Genomic DNA, 19,289 nt, shown 5'->3' with positions numbered 1-19,289 from the left:
ACATGTGAAAGCGGCTCATCCTACTGTCGCCTCAAATGATTTGGGGAGACTGCCCGCGTGGCGAAAGAGAATAATGGCGACCTCGGCTTCACGGCCGAGCTGTTCAAGGCTGCCGATAAGCTCAGGGGCAATCTGGAGCCTTCGGAATATAAGCATGTCGCGCTCGGGCTCATCTTCCTGAAATACATCTCGGATGCCTTCGAAGGACTACACGCCAAGCTGACGGCGGACGAATACGCCGATGCGGAAGATCCGGAAGAGTATCTCGCGGAAAACGTCTTCTGGGTGCCAACAGAGGCGCGCTGGCCTTTTCTGCAGGCGAATGCCAAGCGGCCTGAGATAGGCAAGCTGATCGACGAGGCGATGGAAGCGATCGAGCGCTTCCCGTCGAACGAGGGGCTGAAGGGCGTTCTGCCAAAGAACTATGCCCGCCCGACACTGAACAAGACCATGCTTGGCGAGTTGATCGACTTGTTCTCCAACATCGGCCTGCATGACAGTAAGGATACGGCCAAGGATCTGCTGGGTCGGGTCTACGAATATTTCCTGTCCGGTTTCGCTGGCTCGGAAGGCAAGCGTGGTGGCGAGTTCTTCACGCCGCGTTCCGTGGTGCGAACCTTAGTCGAGATGCTGGAGCCTTATAAAGGCCGCGTATACGACCCCTGCTGCGGCTCAGGCGGCATGTTCGTACAGTCGGAAAAATTTATCGAGGAGCATGGCGGCCGGCGCAATGACATCGCCGTCTATGGCCAGGAGATCAACCACACCACCTGGCGTCTGGCCAAGATGAACCTCGCCGTGCAGGGCATCGATGCCGATATCCGCTGGAACAACGAAGGCAGTTTCCACCGCGACGAACTGCCGGACCTGAAGGCCGATTTCATCCTGGCCAACCCGCCCTTCAACATTTCCGACTGGGGCGGTGAGCGGCTGGCGGAAGACGCCCGCTGGAAGTTTGGCAAGCCGCCGAATGGCAACGCCAATTTCGGCTGGCTGCAGCACATCATCCACCATCTTGCCCCGCGCGGCACGGCGGGCGTGGTGCTGGCCAATGGCTCCATGTCCTCTAATCAATCCGGCGAAGGCGACATCCGCAATGCAATGATCGAGGCGGATCAGGTAGATTGCATGGTGGCCCTGCCGGGCCAGCTCTTCTATTCCACCCAGATCCCCGCCTGCCTGTGGATTCTGGCTCGCGACAAGAGCGCTAATGGCCACCGCGACCGCCGGGGGGAAATCCTCTTCATCGATGCCCGCAAGCTCGGCTTCATGGTGGACCGGGTGCGCCGCGAGTTCACGGCAGAGGATATCGACAAGATCACCGGCGCCTATCACCGTTGGCGCTCGAAGCCGGAAACGCGGGCAAAGAACGGCTGGGCGGACTACGCGGACGAACCGGCTTTCTGCAAATCCGCCAGCCTGGAAGAGGTACGGAGGCACGGCCATGTGCTGACGCCGGGGCGTTATGTGGGCGCGGCGGATGCTGAAGATGATGGGGTTTCGTTTGCGGAGAAGTTCGAAGGATTGAGGGCGACGTTGCTCGCACAGTTTGAGGAAGGGCGGAGGCTGGAGTCAAAGATCGCAGCCAATCTACGGGCGGTCGATGATGCAGTATAAATCGCCTTTTGGGCCAATACCTCGCCACTGGACTGTAGCGAGACTTCGCGACCTGACATCGAAGATCGGATCGGGAGCGACACCACGAGGAGGCGAGAAGGCCTATCTACAGAAACGGCAAAACTATGCACTCATCCGTAGCCAAAGCGTCCACGATCGATATTTCGACACAAGCAGTGTCTCGTTCATTACAGACGATCAGGCCCACTCACTTCGCAACGCTGAGGTGAAGGATGGTGATATTCTTTTGAACATTACCGGCGACGGCGTGACTTTCGCTAGATCGACGATCGTGCCGAATCGCGTTTTGCCAGCCTGTGTGAACCAACATGTCGCCATTGTGCGTCCCGTGCCTACACTCGCTGATGCGCAATACCTGATGTCGTTTTTAGCCAGCCCTGAGGTAAAATCATACATTGAGGGCTTCAACGCTGGTGGGTCCCGAAGAGCCATCACGAAGGGGCATATTGAGAGTTTTGAGATGCCTTTACCACCATTGGCTGAACAGGAAGCAATAGGCTCTATTCTTAGCTCACTCGACGACAAGATCGAACTGAACCGGCGGATGAACGAGACGCTGGAGACGATGGCGCAAGCGATCTTCCGCGACTGGTTCGTGGATTTCGGCCCCACCCGCCGCAAGCTGGAGGGTGCAACCGATCCGGTCGCCATCATGGGCGGCCTTGTGCAGGATGCCGAACGGGCACAAGCCCTGGCCGATCTATTACCCGCTGTTCTTGGTGATGATGGAGTGCCAGAAGGTTGGCATACAAAGGGACTGGATGAGATCGCTGACTTTCTGAATGGGATAGCTTTGCAAAAGTATCCAGCCGCAGACGGTGAAGACAGCTTGCCTGTGATTAAGATCGCCGAGCTACGTTCTGGCATCACGCCCAAATCTGGTCGAGCGTCCCCGTCCGTTCCACAGAAATATATCATTCACGATCGTGATTTTCTTTTCTCATGGTCCGGAAGTTTGCTCGCGAAATTTTGGACGGATGGCGTGGGAGCGTTGAATCAGCATCTCTTTAAGGTGTCATCTGCGGTGTATCCGAACTGGTTTTTCGCGCATTGGATCTACTACCATATGCCCGAATTTCAGAGAATTGCCGCATCGAAGGCCACGACCATGGGCCACATACAACGTTCGCATTTGAGCGCCGCTCAAATAATTTGCCCTCACCCGGCGACGATTGAAAAAATGGGAGAGATCATTCAGCCCATAGTTGATCGAACAATTCACAACGATTTGGAAAGCCGCACCCTCACAAGCACCCGAGACCTCATCCTCCCAAAACTCATGTCTGGTGAAATTCGTCTGGACGAGGCCATTGAGGCGGCTGCATGAGTGATCTACGCCACGGCATAGCAGAATATCTTATCAAGTGCGCTCCAGAGGGGCTCGTGCAAATCGCCGGGGGTGATCTGGAAACCATCGTGGCGGCGCTGGGAGATCACCCCAAGTATCTGTTGGATGGAGATGCGAAACTTGACGATCTTTCCGTGTTCGTGGCGAAAGAGTTGAAGCGAAGAAAGAAAAATCCTGCTCCAACCAAAGCGCGACTTCTGCCATTTCTGGAGGATTGGCGAACTGTTGCAGTTAGGAACCGTCCATATCATCTCTCACTTCCCGTCTGGCCTGATTTCGCGGCGCCAAACAACACCATCGACGGCCTGCTGCCGACGTGTCGCGTTCTGGGCTGGGACCATTTTGTAGAGGTCATGCGAGACCCCGGCCAGAACAGGGCAAGGCACGAAGTCATCTATCGTGGCCAGCGCGGTTATGACTGGCCATTGGCGTCCACGCTGACGCGACAATTCTCGGACGGACGTATACCCGACGAAGAACGGGATGAACTGCTGACCTATTTCCGTCTTGCGATGCGTGGCCGGGGGCCGGATCTTACATCGATGAACGATGAGGATGTGTGGGCTTACGGCCAACATGTCGGCCTTGCAACACCTCTGCTCGACTGGTCGAAATCGCCCTTTGTTTCTCTTTACTTCACATTTGCCGAAGCAGATCCCGAAAACGTTCAGAACGATAGCAGATCGATTTTCTGCCTCGATATGACACGTCTCAAGGGAGCCCTCCCGGAGTTGTTCATTGAGCCAAGGTCGAACGACAACTCAAGACTGGTCAATCAGGCAGGGCTCTTCACGTTGACCCCGTCGGGCAGCGAGAATTTTGAATCCTACATCATCAACTCGCTCCAAGAAAACACGGCGATTGATTTCGACGGCTTCGAGGATCTTCCGACGCCCGACGATGGGTTCGAATTTCCGGCCAATGAAATTGCCAGGAAAATGGCTCCGTTTATCTGCAAGATTCACATCCCCAATGTCCGGCGCACGGAGTGCCTGGCAATGCTGCGGAAAATGAACATTCACCACGGCAGCCTTTTCCCTGACCCCTTCGGTGCGGCTCAATATTGCAACGACTGGCTCCTTCGAAAAATCCAGGAGGACAAGGACGAGCAAAGAGCGGCCATTGAGGAAAGACGTATTGCGGAAGCTGAAGTTAAGGCTACACGAAGCGCGGAGCGGGCCGAGAGTTCCTCGCAAGAGGCAGAGCGGACGTCGCAAGCGGCTGCTGGCACCAGTTTGGGAGAGCAGGTCGCACGTGCGATCTCTGACCAGGCCGCATTGATAGATGCAGATATTGACGTCGAAGAATGGGCAAAGAAGATCATTCAAAACTATGCGAAGCTGGAAAGCGTCGACTGGGTACTGAAGGAAACAACTAAAGCAAACGTGAAGAAGGGCTTGTCACGCCAGCTAGGCCTTCTCGGAGCCGGCAGTTCGGCCAATCGCCTTGCAAATGAGCTCGTTGACATATTCGAGGCCGAATATCGCAAGACTAACAATCTGAATTTTGACGGCAAGGGAAAGCCGGGATACGATTTTTTCGCGGCCGCGCGGCCTTCGCCGCAAAATGGCGAGGGGAGCTGATATGGCGGACTTGGACTACCAGCAGCATGATGTGCGGTATTCCGGCTTCTCCGAGGGGCTAGTTGAAGAAGTCGTGATCTCCACCTTTCAAGATCTCGGCTACTCCTATGAATCGAACGCAGTCATTTCGCCGGACGGCAGCAACCCAGCTCGCCTAGCATATGGCGACGTCCTTTTGTCTGGCATTCTCGCGGCGGGCGTTGAACGTCTTAACCCGAACGTCCCTGCAGATGCGCGTGAACAGGCTATCCGCCAGATTTCCATCACGGAAACGCCGTCGCTGGTGGAAGAGAACCGCCGCATTCATCGGCTGATCACCGAAGGCGTCGATGTCGAATTCGGCATCGGCGATGGGGAGGTGAAGGGCGACAAGGTTTGGCTGATCGATTTCGAGCATCCGGAGAAGAACGAATTTCTCGTCACCAACCAGTTCACCGTCGCCGAGGGCAAGCATACGCGTCGGCCTGACGTAATCGTTTTCGTCAACGGGTTGCCGCTCGGCATCATCGAGTTGAAGAATGCCGCAAGCAAGACCGCGACTGTCGATCAGGCATACAGACAGCTCCAGACCTACAAGGAGCAGATCCCGTCGCTGTTTCGCGCCAATGCCGTCATGGTCGCCTCTGACGGAATGCTCGCAAGGATCGGCTCGCTGACGGCAGATGAAGAGCGCTTCATGCCCTGGCGTTCGGTCACCGGGGCGGATGGCGACTTCATGCCCCACGGTCCCTATGAGATGGATACTCTGCTGCGCGGCGTATTCGATAAGGAGCGCTTTCTTGCTCTGATCAGGGACTTCACGGTGTTCGGCGATCGCGGCGAAGGTCCGTTCAAGATCATTGCCGGTTACCATCAGTTCCACGGTGCCCGCAAAGCCATCACCAGCGCTATCGAAGCGGTGAAGCCGGATGGCGACCGGAAGATCGGCGTCATCTGGCATACACAAGGGTCTGGCAAAAGCCTGCTGATGGCCTTTCTCGGCGGGCTAATCGTGCGATCCCGCGCGCTTGAAAACCCCACGCTGATTGTGCTCACCGACCGCAACGATTTGGACGACCAGCTCTTCGGTACTTTCAGCCTGTGTAAGGACCTCATCCGCCAGACACCGGAACAGGCCGACAGTCGCGACGATCTGCGCAAGCTGCTTAACCGCGCTTCCGGCGGCGTCATCTTCACCACGGTGCAGAAGTTCACACCCGAAAAGGGCGAGGAGGTGTTTCCGGTTCTGACCGAGCGCCGAAACGTCATTGTGATGGCGGATGAAGCGCACCGCAGCCAATACGGATTTGACTCCAAGCTGAACCAGGAGACCGGCGAGCGCCGCTATGGCTATGCCCACTATATCCGTCAGGCGCTGCCGAATGCTTCCTTCATGGGTTTCACGGGTACGCCGATCGAGGCGACCGATGTGAACACGCCGGCCATCTTCGGCGAATACATCGACATCTATGACATCAGCCGGGCAGTGGAAGACGGCGCGACGGTGCCGATCTATTATGAGAGCCGTCTTGCCCGGATAGAGCTAAATGAGGACGAAAAGCCGAAGATCGACGCCGCTATCGAAGCGATGCTTGAAGATGAGACGCTGACCGAGCAGGAAAAGCAAAAAGCCCAGTGGACCACGGTTGAACGGCTGGTGGGCGCGGAAAAGCGCCTCAAGCAGATTGCAGGCGATCTTGTTGCCCATCTGGAAAAGCGAATTGAGGGCCTGCCCGGCAAGGCCATGGCGGTGTGCATGAGCCGCCGCATCTGCGTTGATCTCTACGAGGAGATCGTCGCCCTTCGTCCCGAATGGCATTCCGATGACGATGACAAGGGCGCAATCAAGATCGTCATGACTGGTTCGGCCTCCGATCCGCTCGACTGGCAGCCGCATATCGGCAACAAACGGCGGCGCGACGATCTCGCCAAGCGGGCAAGGAAGGTCGAGGACCCGCTGAAGCTCGTCATCGTGCGTGACATGTGGCTGACGGGGTTCGATGCGCCCTGCATGCATACAATGTATGTCGACAAGCCGATGCGGGGCCATGGGCTGATGCAGGCGATCGCCCGCGTCAATCGTGTGTTTAAGGAAAAGCCAGGCGGACTGGTCGTGGATTACATCGGCATCGCCACCAACCTGAAAAAGGCGCTTGCCCAGTATTCCCAGTCCGACCGCGACAAGACGGGGATCGATGAGGAACAGGCCGTCGCGCTCCTCCTGGAAAAATACGAAATCGTCCGCGGCATGTTCGCCGGTCACGACTACAGTCTCGGCATATCGGGTAAACCGTTCGAGCGGCTGAGAGCACTCGCCGACGGAATCGACTGGATCCTGAAGTGGCAGCAGGCGGAGGCCGCGAAAGTCGACAGTCAGGAGGCCAAGAAACAGGCCCACCGGCGATATCAGGATGCCGTTCTGGAACTCAGCAAGGCCTATGCGCTTGCCTCTGCTAGTGATGACGCCGCCGAGATCAGGGATGAGGTGGGTTTCTTCCAGGCTGTTAGAGCCGCGCTCGTCAAGACGACGGCTACCGGCAAGATCTCGGACAGGGCGAAATCGCTGGCCGTTGAACAACTTCTCAATCAGGCTGTGGCCAATGCCGAGATCGTCGACATCCTGAAAGCTGCGGGTCTCGACAGTCCCGATATCTCCGTCCTGTCCGACCAGTTCCTCGCCGACATCCAGAAGATGGAGAAAAAGAACCTTGCCCTGGAGGCGCTGAAAAAGCTGCTGAACGGCGAAATCAAGAGCCGCTCGAAATCCAACGTGGTCGAGGCCAAAACCTTTTCACGTCGGCTAGAGGAAGCCGTAGCGCGTTACCATGCCAATGCCATTTCCACCGTCGAGATGATCCAGGAACTGATTGCCTTGGCAAAGGAGATGCAGGCTGCCTCGGCCCGTGGCGAAGAGATGGGGCTTACCCCGGAGGAGATCGCCTTCTACGATGCCTTGGCGGGCAATGATAGCGCGGTCGAGGCAATGGGCAGCGAGCAACTTCGTGTCATTGCCCACGAATTGGTGGAGCAGATGCGCGGCTCGGTCACGGTCGACTGGCAGCACAAGGCAAGTGCCCGAGCGAAAATGCGGATTCTGGTGAAGCGGGTTCTGAAGCGGTTCGGCTATCCGCCTGATCTCGAGCAGGAGGCCGTTCAGACAGTGCTGGCTCAGGCGGAGCTGCTGCTGAAGGAGATCTCCTCCGGCAACGGAAGGTGATCGCCGGAAATTATTTCCGCTGCTACCTCACCCCTTGAACACCTGCATGCGGTGATATTGCAGAAATTGCGAATGCGGCCGCTCGTCCGCGCGTGTCGGCACAAGCAGACGTCGCTCAGGATTAATGAGCCGCGTGATGGTATTGGGCACACCGCTGTCAGCGATTAGCAGGCTGTAATCGTCATCGACCGAAATCAGGCCGCGGTCGAACATCCAGTGCACGGTGCCGGAAAGGGCGAGGCCGTTGCGAATGCTATCCGGCCCGCGATCTGCGACCGGACGAATATGGGCGGCTTGCACTTCCGAGCGCCCGCCGCCATTGAACAGCTTGAGGCCGGTTACGGCGCAGGTGTCCTGGTAGGCCGCCTTGATCGCCACAGAAAACGCTCGGTCCCGGAAGGGGCGCTGTAGCACGTGGGAGACGATCCGTCGGTCTATGCTGTCGACCTCGTAGGGCATCTGCGGATTGTCACCAAACCCAAGACGCGCCTCCTCGGCCGGATCGGGCGCCGGTCGCTCGCGGTCTCGTCGACCAAGCACATGCGCGAAGCCGGCGGCGAGGATCAGGTCGTATTCTTCATCCGGGATGTTGCGGACGGCGCGCCCGAAGGCGCCCTTGTTCGTTGAGCCGTCCTCCTTGCGCAGGCCGCTCTCATAATAGTGATCAGCCTCCTTGAACGGCACGGCGTGGTCGAACTGCAGAAAGTCCTCGATCAGCGCATAGAAGTGGTCGGCCTTTGAGGGATCCTCGATGATGTCGGAGATCCTGGCCGTCGCGAAATAAGCCTGCTTGCCACCCGTCTTCATTAGATCACCGCTGGGCCGCCGTGGCTCGTAATAGACGATCCAGTCTCTCCGCGCGGCCTCGATCTGACGCAAATAGGTCCGCGGGAAATGATACCGCTGCTCGGGCAGATCGTCATAGGTCGGATCGATCTTTGTCGTCAGAACTGCCTTTGCCATAAGCGCCCTTTTCCATGCAGACGAGTTGCGGCCAGTCCGTTCTGACTACCAGGCGGGGCAGGATGTTGAAAGGCGGCGCTTGGGTGCACCCGGGCCGGAAAGCGCCTCAGGCCGCACTCGTATTAAGTGTAGGCTTTTCTTGCCTCAACGAGAAGCAAGATTCCTCTGTCAGGCGGTCGAAATGACCATTCTATAAGTATAAACAGTATTTACTGATGTATATATCTTGGCAACAAATTATTGCAAAACCTTGAGTTGGTTTAATTATTCGGATTCCGTGCGATAATAGTTTGGTAAGCTCATGGAAGCTTACTTCCGCAAACACACAAGGAGATAAACTGTGAAGAACATCAATAAAGCATCCGCTTTTGCCTCTGCCGCCCGCCCCTTCTATGAAGAGAACGCGATCGGCGAGGAGTTGAAGATCCTGCTTGAGGATGAGGCCAAGCTCCTCATCGGTGCGCAGCGCAGATCGACGGAAGAGGCCTTCGAATCCGGGGAGCGTCTCGAAAGGATCGCTTTGCTCCTCCCGGAAGGTACCGTGGAGAAATGGGCGGTCGAATGCTGCGGCTACACGGCGCGGCACGTCCGGACGCGGCGTGCGGTTTACCGCAACCTGAGTGCCTATAAGCCCATCCTTGTGGCGCTTGCTGTTGGCCCGACCGTGCTTGGAAAGATGAGCGGCGCCACGCCGGCGCAGGTCGAACAGATCATCGGCTTTGCCACCACCCACGATCGGCTGCGGGTTCAGGATGTCACGGCCATCATCGCCAGGTCGAAGTCGGACGTCGATGAGATGCCGGAAGTTGATCCCTACGATGCCGGTGGGCTCGACGGGCTCAAGGCGATCATCGCTATCAAGGTCCGCGATGGCTTGAAGTCGTTCGTTGCGCACCTTGAGGAGATTCGCGGCCACGTGGCTGAAGCGTTGCCGAAAAAGAACATCGTCAAAAAGTCCCTTGCCGAAAAGACGCACCTGACGGCACGACTTGCGCAGAAGGAACTCGAAAGTCTTGTGCAGTTCGTAATTCCCAACTCTAGGGCTGCGTTCGTTATTGATACCACTCGGCTGCCGTCCGGATCCAACTGGGCTGCGGTCAGCGCCATGCTCTACAAGATGGGTAGCGATACGACGTGGCCTGACAAAGCCGAACTTCGGACTTGGCTGGAAACCGAGGTCGTCCCCTTGCTCGACTGGGCGACCTCGAAAAAGGCCGGGCCGAGCTGGCCGGATGCGAAGGCGGCTGCCCTCGCGGTTCCCGTAACCGAGACAGTGATGGTCGAAACGCCCGAGGCTTCGACGCCGGCCGCAGCCGGAGCGCCATCGATCGAAGACGCGGTGACGTCGATGGCGGCGGCCTTTGGCATCGTCGCTACGGTCGACTTGTCGATGCCTGAGAAGACGGAGGAGGAATCGATCCACACGTTGACGGAAGCGCTGGCCAAGACCACCAAGCGTGTCGAGCGTCCGGCGTTCCAGGCCAAGGCAAAGCCGACCTCGCCACCATCCGCCACGGCTTAAAGTTGGAAGGCCGGACTACCGGTCTTGCCATCGAGTTCGAGAGGGCCGCTCGTCGGCCCTTTCTCATTTCCGGATCCAGCCAGAATCTGCGGCAACGAAATACGATCCGCAATTTTCGATCGCTTCCAGCCAGGGAACTGTGAGCCCGGTGTTAACCTTGTACCGGCTTCGTTCTCTTTTTTGCTTTGGGGTCCTTGAGCCCGACCTCGGGTCCTGTCAGGTTGCGGACGTTCCGGATGTCTGGAACAAGACGGCCCAAGCCGATGCTACCAACATCGACAAGGGCCTGACCGTCAACCTTGTACAAGAAGGAATCGGGCTATGAGCACGAATACCGCTTCTGTTCCCTATGGGGAAGTTCTCCGTTCTATCATCAACACCAGCGAAGCCGCCGCGGCTGCCGCATCCCGCCCGCGGCTGTTCGCCTTTGGCCGTAACGCAGTTCAGGCTGTGGCTTCAGTCCACGAGCCTGCGGTCCTGCGCCGTCATCCGCATCTCGTTCGCTTCGCCGATGTCGAGGCCGATCTCGATCTGCTGATCGATCGCGCCATTGCCGCCATCATGGATGGCGAACCAACCGAAGACGAGATCCTCGGCCATTACGTCAATATCGCCTCGCTTGTCCGCGCGGTCTCATTCCGGGAAGGCAAGCTTTTGGAACAGGCGGTCGACCGCCTGGCCAAGGCCAACCCGAACATCCTCGTCCTGACCCAGTCCTTGAAGCTGCCGCTCGTGAAGGCGGCGATGGAAGCCGTCTCCGGACACGACTGGTCGAGCCTTGACGGCATCAAGCTCGATTGCGAGGCGCCGGCGAAAGGCAGCTATACCCCCGACCTGATCGTTGTGAACCGCGCGCGTCACACGGCCTACATCTTGGACCTCAAGCGGTCGTTGGCGTCCTATGGCGATACGAGCCGCCTCGAAGAGCTGAAGATGAAGATGATGGCAGGAGCGATGGTTCTGCCGGACTGGCTTTACAAGAACCAGAAGCGGTTGATGGTCGACACGGTCGAAGTGGCGATCGTCGATGGCGCCAGCCGTCCAAGCGATCATGCCAGTGGTGTCTGGGCTCTTTCTGAGATCGACGACCTTCTGGAGATCGATGGTGTCGCGGCCTGCATGGCAGAACTGCGTCGGCGCTTCGGTCGTCGTGTGCAGCAGCTTCTCGAAGTCGAGGCGCGCAGGGCGATCGGGGTGAACGAGCGGGCCATGACCGTTGCGGCCGACGTGGTCGGACGTTCGCCAGCTCCCATGCCCTCGCGGATCAATCTCAACGGTCCAGGCCGCACCTTCGAGGAAGACCAGGCTGCCCGCTTGGGTGAGGGCGATCTCGCTCGTGATGATCGCACTTGTGATGATCTGGGCGCCGATGTCGGCCCGTGCGATGAGATCGAGGATGACGCGCCCACACCGGTCTTCTTCCGCGTCGGCTATGCCCGCCGTCCGGCGGCGCATTGATCCAAGTGCCATGATGATTTGAACGCCGTGCCCTGACGCTCGCCGTCAGGCATCGGACGTTGACCGCCATGGCCAGAGGCCGTGGCTCCTCATCCTTCCTTCATCTCATTGGCGCCGGACCTAAAGCGGTTCGGCCAAGGAGCCGTCATGACTTCTGACACCCATCCGGATGTGCCGCCGCGCATCCGTTGCGAGGCGATCTCGTCCGCTGCCTCATCAAACCTCGCCTGCCATCGTTCGCATGGGACTATCTTCCACTATCCCGGATCCGGTCTTGGCCGTCCGCTTGCCGACGACCCGGCTGCCCTGATCGGATTGGCACTCGGTCACGTCCGGCAGGGCGACTGCCTTACCGGCATTGTGCCGGATGCGATCATCGGCCGACTACGGGCGCATGCCGATCACGGTAATCCGGCCTGCCGCCTGTTGCTCGACTGGCTTGCCGGGCGCAACCGCGATCTTGTTGCCTCATCTCAGCCGGATCCGGCCAAGCCGCATTCGACCAAGCCTCGCTTCGGTCGCCGTATGATCCGGGAGCGCCGCCAGGCAGGGCCGGGCAGCTTGAAGCGGCGCAAGCCGACGAAGACCCCGTCGCCCGATCTCAAAACGGCAATTATTGCCGCGACGACGGAGGGTAGGATCGATGAATAAGCTGTCGCGTCTCCTCATTCGCCGCCTCGAGCGCATCGCCCGTCGTGAGGCGCAGCGCAATGGCCATCGCAATGGTCTGCTGCACATGAAGATCGTTGACGTCAGCGGGCATCTGCTGCGGCGCTACGCACCGGTCTTCGATACGTCTCGTCTGTCCGGAGATCGTGATCGCGACCTGGCATGGCTGCGCCGGAATTTTGGCGGCTATCTTCTGCCGCCGCCTCAGCCGTCTGATATCGTCGTGACCGAAGGCAGACCTCATGCGTTCGTCTCGCCGTTTCCGTCTGGAGGGACGCAGGCCGGAGGCGGTGAATCTATCTCTGCCACTGATCATGCTCGCCGCGCTTACGCGGTTAGCTTGGTCGGCCGGGCAGGGAGGGCGCCCTTGGTCAGCAACATCGTCGCCGCCCTCGTGCTTGCCCGTGCGATCGAGAATGGCCCCGTGCCCTTTGCCAAGATTGTGCGTGCTGCCGCCATGTCGGCGCCCGTCGTGTCGCTGCATGCGCCGATGGCAGGCTTCGAGCAGGCCATGCGGCGGCTGATCGAGGTGGTCGGCTTTATCCCTGGGGGTGCGCCGAATGGGATCGATGGTGACTATGTCTATGACGACGGGTCTTTTGTAGCGTCCGAAGGAGCGGGACGGACCTATATCCAGTTCATCGGAGACAATGTCCGGCGCATCGGCGGGGCGGCGCTGCAGCGGCGGTTGGTGAATGCCCTGACGCGGGATTATCCCGTTGTGGCCATCTCGGAGAAGTCGGAGTGCATTCCGTCGGAGATCACCCTTGCCGCCGATATCAATCTCTCCACAGGCTGGCTGGATTATGCCTTCATCAGTACGATGGTGGAAGTGATGCATGGCACTGCTGGCATCGCCGCTCTCGAGCAGTGGTCAAATGCCTACGATGCCCACTACCTGACCATCGACGACGTCGTGCTGGCGTTCCGACCGGGGCGGAGCGCCCATGAGGTGATCGCGGTGGTGGCGTCGCTCACCGAGCGCAATCGCATTGCGGCCCGGGACGGCGATGATGGCGAAGCCGATCCGGCTACGACCGACGCCGGCAAGCCATCGAAGTCGAAGAAGGATGCGGCATCGTCAGAGAAGACCTCGTCCGGAAAGGACGGCGGCGGTGGGTGGAAGCGTGACAAGCCATCGGGCGCCGAGGTCATTCAGCCGGAGCCGCTGGATAAGACCGATGCATCCGGTCGCCCGTCACTGACGGTCGAAACGCTCTCCGGCTACGGCAAGGCCAAGACCTGGGCACTGGATCTGAAAGTAGATCTCGTCGACTACCGGGCAGGCTCGCTGGCCTGGGCGGACATGAGCACCAAACTTCTGCTCTACGGCGCGCCGGGGACCGGCAAGACGACCTTCGCCCGCGCGCTGTGCAACTCCTTGCAGGTTCCGCTGGTCGTCACCTCCGTTTCCACCTGGCTTCAGGGCGGGCATCTCAATGATGTCATCGACAAGATGGCCAAGACGTTTGCGGAGGCGCGTGCGTTGGCGCCGTCGATCCTGTTTATCGACGAGATCGACGGCATCGGCAAACGGCAGCCAGCGGAACAGGAGTACGCCGACTATTGGAATACGCTCGTCAACAAGGCGCTCGAACTGCTCGATGGTGCCGTGAAGAGCGAGGGGCTGGTCATCGTCGGTGCCACGAACAGGCCGGACCAGATCGATGACGCGATCAAGCGCTCTGGGAGACTTGAGACGCATATCGAAATCCCCTTGCCTGATGTCGCGACGCTCGCGGAGATCTTCGCCTATCATCTGGGCGATGATGTTGCGGCCCTGGTTAGGGACAAGAACGCAGTCAGCGCCGCGGTGGAGGAGGGCAATCCCGAACTCATCGGCATGACGGATGAGCCATCGGCCTTTAACGGACAGGCCAGCGAAGACAGCGGCGAACAGGGTTCCGGAAAAGCTCGGAAAGGAGCAGCGAATTGACCATCACATCCACGCGCCTTGAACCAGTGACGCCCGAAGCAGTTCAGGCAGCTTTGAACAAACTCGCGACCCGCGCCATGGGCATGACAGGCGCCGACATCGAGCGGATCGTTCGGCAAGCGCGGTTGAAAGCGCGCCGGCAGAAGCGGTCGATCCGTTACGAAGACATCGAGGAGGGCATCCGGATGGACCGTCCTCAGGTGCCATATGATTTGCGCTGGCGTTTTGCGATCCACGAGTCCGGCCATGCGGTCGTTCACAACGCTCTCCGGCTCGGTCCAATCCACGGCCTCAACATCGATACGCCTGGCGGTGGTGGCTATAGCCAGCTTGGCTTCACTGCATCCGGCAGCGATACCCTCGGCTATCGGGAGGACATGCTGGCAATGCTGATGGCGGGGAGGGCCGCCGAGCAGATTGTCGTCGGGAGCGTGTCTGCCGGATCTGGCGGCACCGACGACAGCGATCTGGCGCGGGCAACAAGGCTGGCGCTCGCCATGGAGCGCAGCCTCGGCTTCGGCGCCATCCAGCCGCTGCTCTACCGCGACGACAAAGATCCGACCGCCGTGCTCGATGGCAATCCGGATCTGTCGGCTCGCATCCATGCGAGGCTTGATAAGGCGCTCGCACGGGCCGTCGAGGTTCTGAACGAAAACCGGGACGGACTTGATGCTTTGGTGAAGGCGCTGTTCGATGCCCAGGCGCTTGACGGAGTGGCCGTGAAGCGGCTCCTCAAAGACAGTGATCGTGCCGGTGGAAGCTGATAGCCTTCGGTGCGCATCGTGATGGGGAGCAAGGTATGAATGTCGCTGTCGTCGCGCATTGCGACTGGAGCATGGACAGGAAGAAGCGCTGGATGTCGGTCACCATCCGGGACGGCCTGCGCTGGCAGGTCCATGCACCAGAGCTGGTGGGCGACACGTCGACCCTGATTGACCGGATGAAGGCCAGATCGGTGGACAAAGGCGCTCTGCTCCTCGGCTTCGATTTACCGATCGGTCTTCCGATGGCCTACGCGCGCGCTACCGAGCTTGGCTCGTTTCGTGAAGCCCTTGCCTCGTTCGGATCGGGTATCTGGTCGGACTGGTATAGCGTTGCCGACCACCGTAGCCGTATCTCCCTCCACCGCCCGTTCTATCCGGCGCGGCCGGGCGGCACCCAACGCGCGCATCTCTTCGATGCTCTCGGCGTAACCGATCCGCACGCGCTTCTGCGTCTGTGCGAACGCGCGACCCCGGATAGGCAGGCCGCCTGCATGCTGTTCTGGACGCTCGGCGGCAATCAGGTCGGAAAGGGTGCCATCACCGGGTGGCGCGAGATGATCGTCCCCCGGCTGGATGACATCGGCCTCTGGCCATTCGACGGTCGACTGGCCGATCTCCTCGACACGAGGCCATGCGTCATCGCTGAGACTTATCCCGGTGACGTCTACCGACAGCTCGGCATGCCCCGCGGCGGCTGGAGCAAGCGGCGGCAGGCAGACCGCCAGCGGATAGCGAAGATGATGATACCTTGGCTTGAGGCACGGCCGGATATCGACGCTCATGCTTTATTGCCGATGATCGAAGATGGGTTCGGCGCGGATAAAGCCGGTGAAGACCGTTTTGATGCAGCCGTCGGCCTGCTCGGTATGCTCGACGTCGTCGACGGGCGGCGCGACGAGGGCGTTCCGGATATCGATGGGGTGCGCAGATGGGAGGGTTGGATCCTCGGTCATCATCGCAATGATGCACGGTAACCCGAGATGACGTGAGGCAGGTTGTCGGCAACGTACCTCACGTCTTCAGGACCTGAGACAAATTGCGCTCTTTTGATTCCGAGTTCGGGATTTTTGATTCAGAACTCAAACCGAATGATTCAGCAACGCCGTTTGCTGCGGGTCAACCTGTATTGATGCAAGGCAACGTGCCCGCAACGTGAAACAAATTGCGCTCTTTTGATTCAAATCTCTGAGCTGCCGATTCCCGGTTCGATATTTTCGATTCTGCCAAACGGCGCTTGCGCCGGTCGGCCGGTCCCCTGACCATTGGGGAGGCCGAGGAATGGGAGGGCGAATGATGAATGTAAAAGCGGCAAGGCAGCGGCAGAAGGCGCTTCGTGATGCGAACAGGAGTGCCCGTCGGCCTGAGCGGGATGATCTCGCGAGGGTGGCCCTTTACTGGCTCATCCGCAGGGCGGTCGATAAAGGCCAGGAGGCTGAACTCGGGAAATTCCAGGACGTGATCGTGTCTATGCTGAGCGATCAAGGCTTCGATGAGGGCGAATGCGATAGGGTCTTCGACGATCTCGTCTCGAAGTACCGGTCCGGTGGCCTTCCGTTCCGCCGGAAGCTTCACCTCCTCTATCCCGACGGTGTCGATCAGGATGCTTGAGCGGTCATTCATTTCGGACCACCTTCGGTTCCGGTCTTCCTTGTTGCTGGTACCGCTCAGCGCCTAACGGCGTTTGTCCATTTCACGTGTTCTCCACCCATTACTTCGTAAAACGCCGTTCGATTCTGAATCGAATTTCCAGAGTGTGCCGTGGGCTCCAACGCTTCATTAACGCGCTTCGCTTAGCTCGACCGCCCCCTGGAACTGAGGGGCCCAGTAACAACGAGCATGAAGTGAAATGACGAAACTTACCGCAAAGAAAGCCTTCCAGCGCAAGATCGACGCCTATTGCGCGATGCGACTGTCCCCAATCTTCTCGACCAACGATGCCGACGCCCTCAATGCCTATATGCGGCGTCTCATCGAGCGACGTTGTGGTCCGCAGCGAACCGGAGGTCACACGGATTGGGATGTGGTTGCCCGGCTGACTGGCGTGGATGCGGCGATGCTCGCCGTACATCACCGTGCAATCGATCCGGCCTTTGATGCCATCATTCGATGGAGCAGGGATGGCGACGCCGGGAAAGATGCGCCACCCGGTTCGCGGAAATCTATCGCGAACAACAAGAAGGCGGCTTTGGCCGATCAGCCGAAGGCTCGTCCGGGAACTGTCGCAGCAGACAACGCGCGGCCTCGGGACGATCTCCCGAAACGAAAGCCGGCGGACATCATCGAGTTTCCGGAACCCTTGTTCCGGGAATGGACCGATCCTTCCGGTTTCGCTGAGGCGCTCCAGCTTCATATGCGGCGGCATGGCGAAACCTATTGGGTCCTCCATCGTTCCGTCGTCCGCTCCGATGAGGCTATGGACAAAAACACACTGCTGAGCTGGATCGAAGGACGGCGCGTGCCTCGCAGCACCGACAGCTTTGAAGTGCTCGGGCGGATCGAGCGCCGCTACCGCCTTCCCGACGGATACTTCAAGGCGAAACTTCCGCATCAGTCACGGTCAGCGTCCGGTTTCAATCTGTCGGAACTCGATCCGGCTGAACGTCGAAGGATCGCCTGGCATCTCCCGGACGACTTCAATGCTCTGCCATTTGCCAAGCGCCAGGAGATCCTGGATTGGGTGCGTCGTGTAATCATCAGCGGCTCAACGGATTACAGAAAATTCCAGGCGGCCGCAGCCAAGCAGCGTTACGCCATCCGCTTCCCGGGCGTGTCCTATGGCGGACGTGCACCGCGAGACGGCAAGATCGCGGTGCCGGCAAACTATGAGGAGACATGGATCGAGGATCCCGATCTCCTGTCGGGCGTCGTGGATGCACCGCCCGCATTGGCCCTAGAAATGGCAGACCTCGTCCGCTTCAAAACCTCGGCCCTCACGTCGATCGGCTTCCAACGCAACGGCGTCTGGGGCGAGGAGACGGCTTCTCAGAAGATCGAGCATCTGGGCCTCATGTTCGGCGCCTTGGCTGCGTCGAGGACGGGCGAGATCAAGGGGTACGGCGTGCCGGTCCGCCACCTGACATTCGGTCTGCTTATCTTCCCGGGCATATGGGACTGGTATCTGCAATGGCGTGAAAGCCGTCGCGGTTTCTATACGGCCTGGGAAGTCGATATGCTGCGGATAGCGCTGGCGATCACCAAGGGAGGCACTGGATGGCTTCGACAGCATCCTGAACTTCTCGCTCGCGTTCAGCCCATTCCCGGTCTCGTCTCGCAAAACGAAATCGACTATGCCCGAGAGGATTGGCATGGTGCGTGTGAGGATTTCCACAAGCACGCCGCTCATCGTGTAAAGGAGATCCAGCGCATTGCCCGCGTCCATCGCGATCCCTTCGAGCCGATCATGCCAGTGCTCGAGGCCGAAAGTCCGGTTGGCGAGTATCGCAAGATCACCGAGGAGATCATTCGCCTCATGCCGGACGAAGAGCGTTATCCGCGCCCGGCCGCGGAGGCAGTTCGATCGTTCCTCATGTTGCGGCTGGGATTGCATCTGGGGCTTCGCCAGAAAAATCTTCGGCAATTGATGCTCTGCCCACGCGGACAGATGCCGCGTCCGGAACGTGTCCTCGAAAAGCTGAAGCGCGGGGAAATCCGTTGGAGTGAGCGAGACGGTGGCTGGGAAGTGCTGATTCCAGCAGTGGCCTTCAAGAATGCCCATTCGTCATTTTTCGGAGACAAGCCGTTCCGACTGGTTCTACCGGATCTGCTCGACCTCTACCGTTATATCGATGACTATGTCGAACGGCATCGCGCTACGCTTCTCAGGGGCGTTGCTGATCCAGGAACGTTCTTCGTGAAAACCGTCAAGACGACTAGCACCGATGCGGCATATGACGTGACGACCTTCTACGAGGCCTGGAGGCTGACCATCCAGCGTTACGGCATCTATAATCCCTATACCGGCCGAGGGGCGATCAAGGGTCTGCTGCCTCATGGTCCACATAACGTGCGGGATGTGCTCGCGACCCATATCTTGAAGCAGACCGGCTCATACGAGCAAGCAAGCTACGCGATCCAGGATACGGCTGACATGGTGGCTAAGCACTACGGCCGTTTCCTGCCGCAGGACAAGGCGGCACTGGCGGCACGAATTCTCAATCAGGTTTGGGAAGCAGCTTAGTTTTCTGGAATGCTGAGGCGGAAATCATTTCCGCC

General features: G+C 59.1%; 13 protein-coding genes. 11 read left to right on the top strand and 2 right to left on the bottom strand.

All coding sequences use genetic code 11. The annotated features are described in order from the left end of the window. Positions 1-57: 57 nt before the first annotated feature. The 4 genes from BSY16_RS11230 to BSY16_RS11215 are packed head-to-tail and all read left to right on the top strand — an operon-like array spanning position 58 to position 7,765. On the top strand, positions 58-1,617 hold the full coding sequence (locus BSY16_RS11230) for a type I restriction-modification system subunit M (RefSeq protein WP_069059741.1): 1,560 nt from the start codon (positions 58-60) through the stop codon (positions 1,615-1,617). Continuing rightward, positions 1,604-2,965 (top strand): restriction endonuclease subunit S, encoded by a 1,362-nt coding sequence (locus BSY16_RS11225; RefSeq protein ID WP_083242890.1) that lies wholly within the window; start codon positions 1,604-1,606, stop codon positions 2,963-2,965. Before BSY16_RS11230 ends, BSY16_RS11225 begins: the two co-directional genes overlap by 14 nt. Further along, entirely contained in the window at positions 2,962-4,569 is a 1,608-nt protein-coding gene (locus BSY16_RS11220) for an FRG domain-containing protein (protein ID WP_069059739.1), read from the top strand. Before BSY16_RS11225 ends, BSY16_RS11220 begins: the two co-directional genes overlap by 4 nt. A 1-nt stretch (position 4,570) precedes the next feature. Next, on the top strand, positions 4,571-7,765 hold the full coding sequence (locus BSY16_RS11215) for a type I restriction endonuclease subunit R (RefSeq protein ID WP_069059738.1): 3,195 nt from the start codon (positions 4,571-4,573) through the stop codon (positions 7,763-7,765). A 27-nt stretch (positions 7,766-7,792) separates the two neighbouring features. Here the strand turns inward: BSY16_RS11215 and BSY16_RS11210 are convergent, their stop codons facing one another. After that, on the bottom strand, positions 7,793-8,728 hold the full coding sequence (locus tag BSY16_RS11210) for an HNH endonuclease (RefSeq protein ID WP_069059737.1): 936 nt from the start codon (positions 8,726-8,728) through the stop codon (positions 7,793-7,795). A gap of 418 nt (positions 8,729-9,146) precedes the next feature. On the opposite strand from BSY16_RS11210, the gene BSY16_RS11205 reads away from it, so the two are divergent. The 6 genes from BSY16_RS11205 to BSY16_RS11175 all read left to right on the top strand — a co-directional run bounded on the left by BSY16_RS11205 (position 9,147) and on the right by BSY16_RS11175 (position 16,051). After that, a complete protein-coding gene (locus BSY16_RS11205) occupies positions 9,147-10,250 on the top strand; it encodes a hypothetical protein (RefSeq protein ID WP_150129936.1) in 1,104 nt (367 codons plus the stop codon). Positions 10,251-10,571: 321 nt separating this feature from the next. Further along, entirely contained in the window at positions 10,572-11,708 is a 1,137-nt protein-coding gene (locus tag BSY16_RS11200; RefSeq protein ID WP_069059735.1) for a hypothetical protein, read from the top strand. 147 nt (positions 11,709-11,855) lie between these two features. Beyond that, positions 11,856-12,359, top strand: coding sequence for a hypothetical protein (locus BSY16_RS11195; RefSeq protein WP_069059734.1), 504 nt, complete (start codon positions 11,856-11,858; stop codon positions 12,357-12,359). Further along, complete coding sequence (locus BSY16_RS11185; RefSeq protein ID WP_083242889.1) at positions 12,352-14,313, top strand: AAA family ATPase; 1,962 nt, start codon at positions 12,352-12,354, stop codon at positions 14,311-14,313. Before BSY16_RS11195 ends, BSY16_RS11185 begins: the two co-directional genes overlap by 8 nt. After that, entirely contained in the window at positions 14,310-15,077 is a 768-nt protein-coding gene (locus BSY16_RS11180) for an ATP-dependent metallopeptidase FtsH/Yme1/Tma family protein (RefSeq protein WP_069059731.1), read from the top strand. The genes BSY16_RS11185 and BSY16_RS11180 overlap by 4 nt, the downstream gene beginning before the upstream one ends. A gap of 35 nt (positions 15,078-15,112) precedes the next feature. Beyond that, positions 15,113-16,051: a DUF429 domain-containing protein gene (locus BSY16_RS11175; RefSeq protein ID WP_069059730.1), complete on the top strand. Its 939-nt coding sequence runs from the start codon at positions 15,113-15,115 to the stop codon at positions 16,049-16,051. 142 nt (positions 16,052-16,193) lie between these two features. On the opposite strand, the gene BSY16_RS32405 is transcribed toward BSY16_RS11175, so the two are convergent. Further along, positions 16,194-16,697: a hypothetical protein gene (locus BSY16_RS32405; protein WP_171902407.1), complete on the bottom strand. Its 504-nt coding sequence runs from the start codon at positions 16,695-16,697 to the stop codon at positions 16,194-16,196. Between the two features lie 226 nt (positions 16,698-16,923). On the opposite strand from BSY16_RS32405, the gene BSY16_RS11165 reads away from it, so the two are divergent. After that, positions 16,924-19,254, top strand: a complete 2,331-nt coding sequence (locus BSY16_RS11165) for a hypothetical protein (RefSeq protein WP_069059728.1) — start codon at positions 16,924-16,926, stop codon at positions 19,252-19,254. Positions 19,255-19,289 lie beyond the last annotated feature (35 nt).

The organism is Sinorhizobium sp. RAC02 (genome assembly GCF_001713395.1).
Classification (GTDB): domain Bacteria; phylum Pseudomonadota; class Alphaproteobacteria; order Rhizobiales; family Rhizobiaceae; genus Shinella.
This window is presented reverse-complemented; position numbering and strand designations above follow the sequence as displayed.

What these genes read in the sequence shown, in the direction of transcription:
- BSY16_RS11225 (WP_083242890.1), top strand. Translation starts at nt 1,604, where the DNA reads ATGATGCAGTATAAATCGCCTTTTGGGCCAATACCTCGCCACTGGACT.
- BSY16_RS11185 (WP_083242889.1), top strand. Translation starts at nt 12,352, where the DNA reads ATGAATAAGCTGTCGCGTCTCCTCATTCGCCGCCTCGAGCGCATCGCC.
- BSY16_RS11165 (WP_069059728.1), top strand. Translation starts at nt 16,924, where the DNA reads ATGACGAAACTTACCGCAAAGAAAGCCTTCCAGCGCAAGATCGACGCC.
- BSY16_RS11220 (WP_069059739.1), top strand. Translation starts at nt 2,962, where the DNA reads ATGAGTGATCTACGCCACGGCATAGCAGAATATCTTATCAAGTGCGCT.
- BSY16_RS11215 (WP_069059738.1), top strand. Translation starts at nt 4,571, where the DNA reads ATGGCGGACTTGGACTACCAGCAGCATGATGTGCGGTATTCCGGCTTC.
- BSY16_RS11200 (WP_069059735.1), top strand. Translation starts at nt 10,572, where the DNA reads ATGAGCACGAATACCGCTTCTGTTCCCTATGGGGAAGTTCTCCGTTCT.
- BSY16_RS11210 (WP_069059737.1), bottom strand. Translation starts at nt 8,728, where the DNA reads ATGGCAAAGGCAGTTCTGACGACAAAGATCGATCCGACCTATGACGAT.
- BSY16_RS32405 (WP_171902407.1), bottom strand. Translation starts at nt 16,697, where the DNA reads ATGAATGACCGCTCAAGCATCCTGATCGACACCGTCGGGATAGAGGAG.
- BSY16_RS11195 (WP_069059734.1), top strand. Translation starts at nt 11,856, where the DNA reads ATGACTTCTGACACCCATCCGGATGTGCCGCCGCGCATCCGTTGCGAG.
- BSY16_RS11175 (WP_069059730.1), top strand. Translation starts at nt 15,113, where the DNA reads ATGAATGTCGCTGTCGTCGCGCATTGCGACTGGAGCATGGACAGGAAG.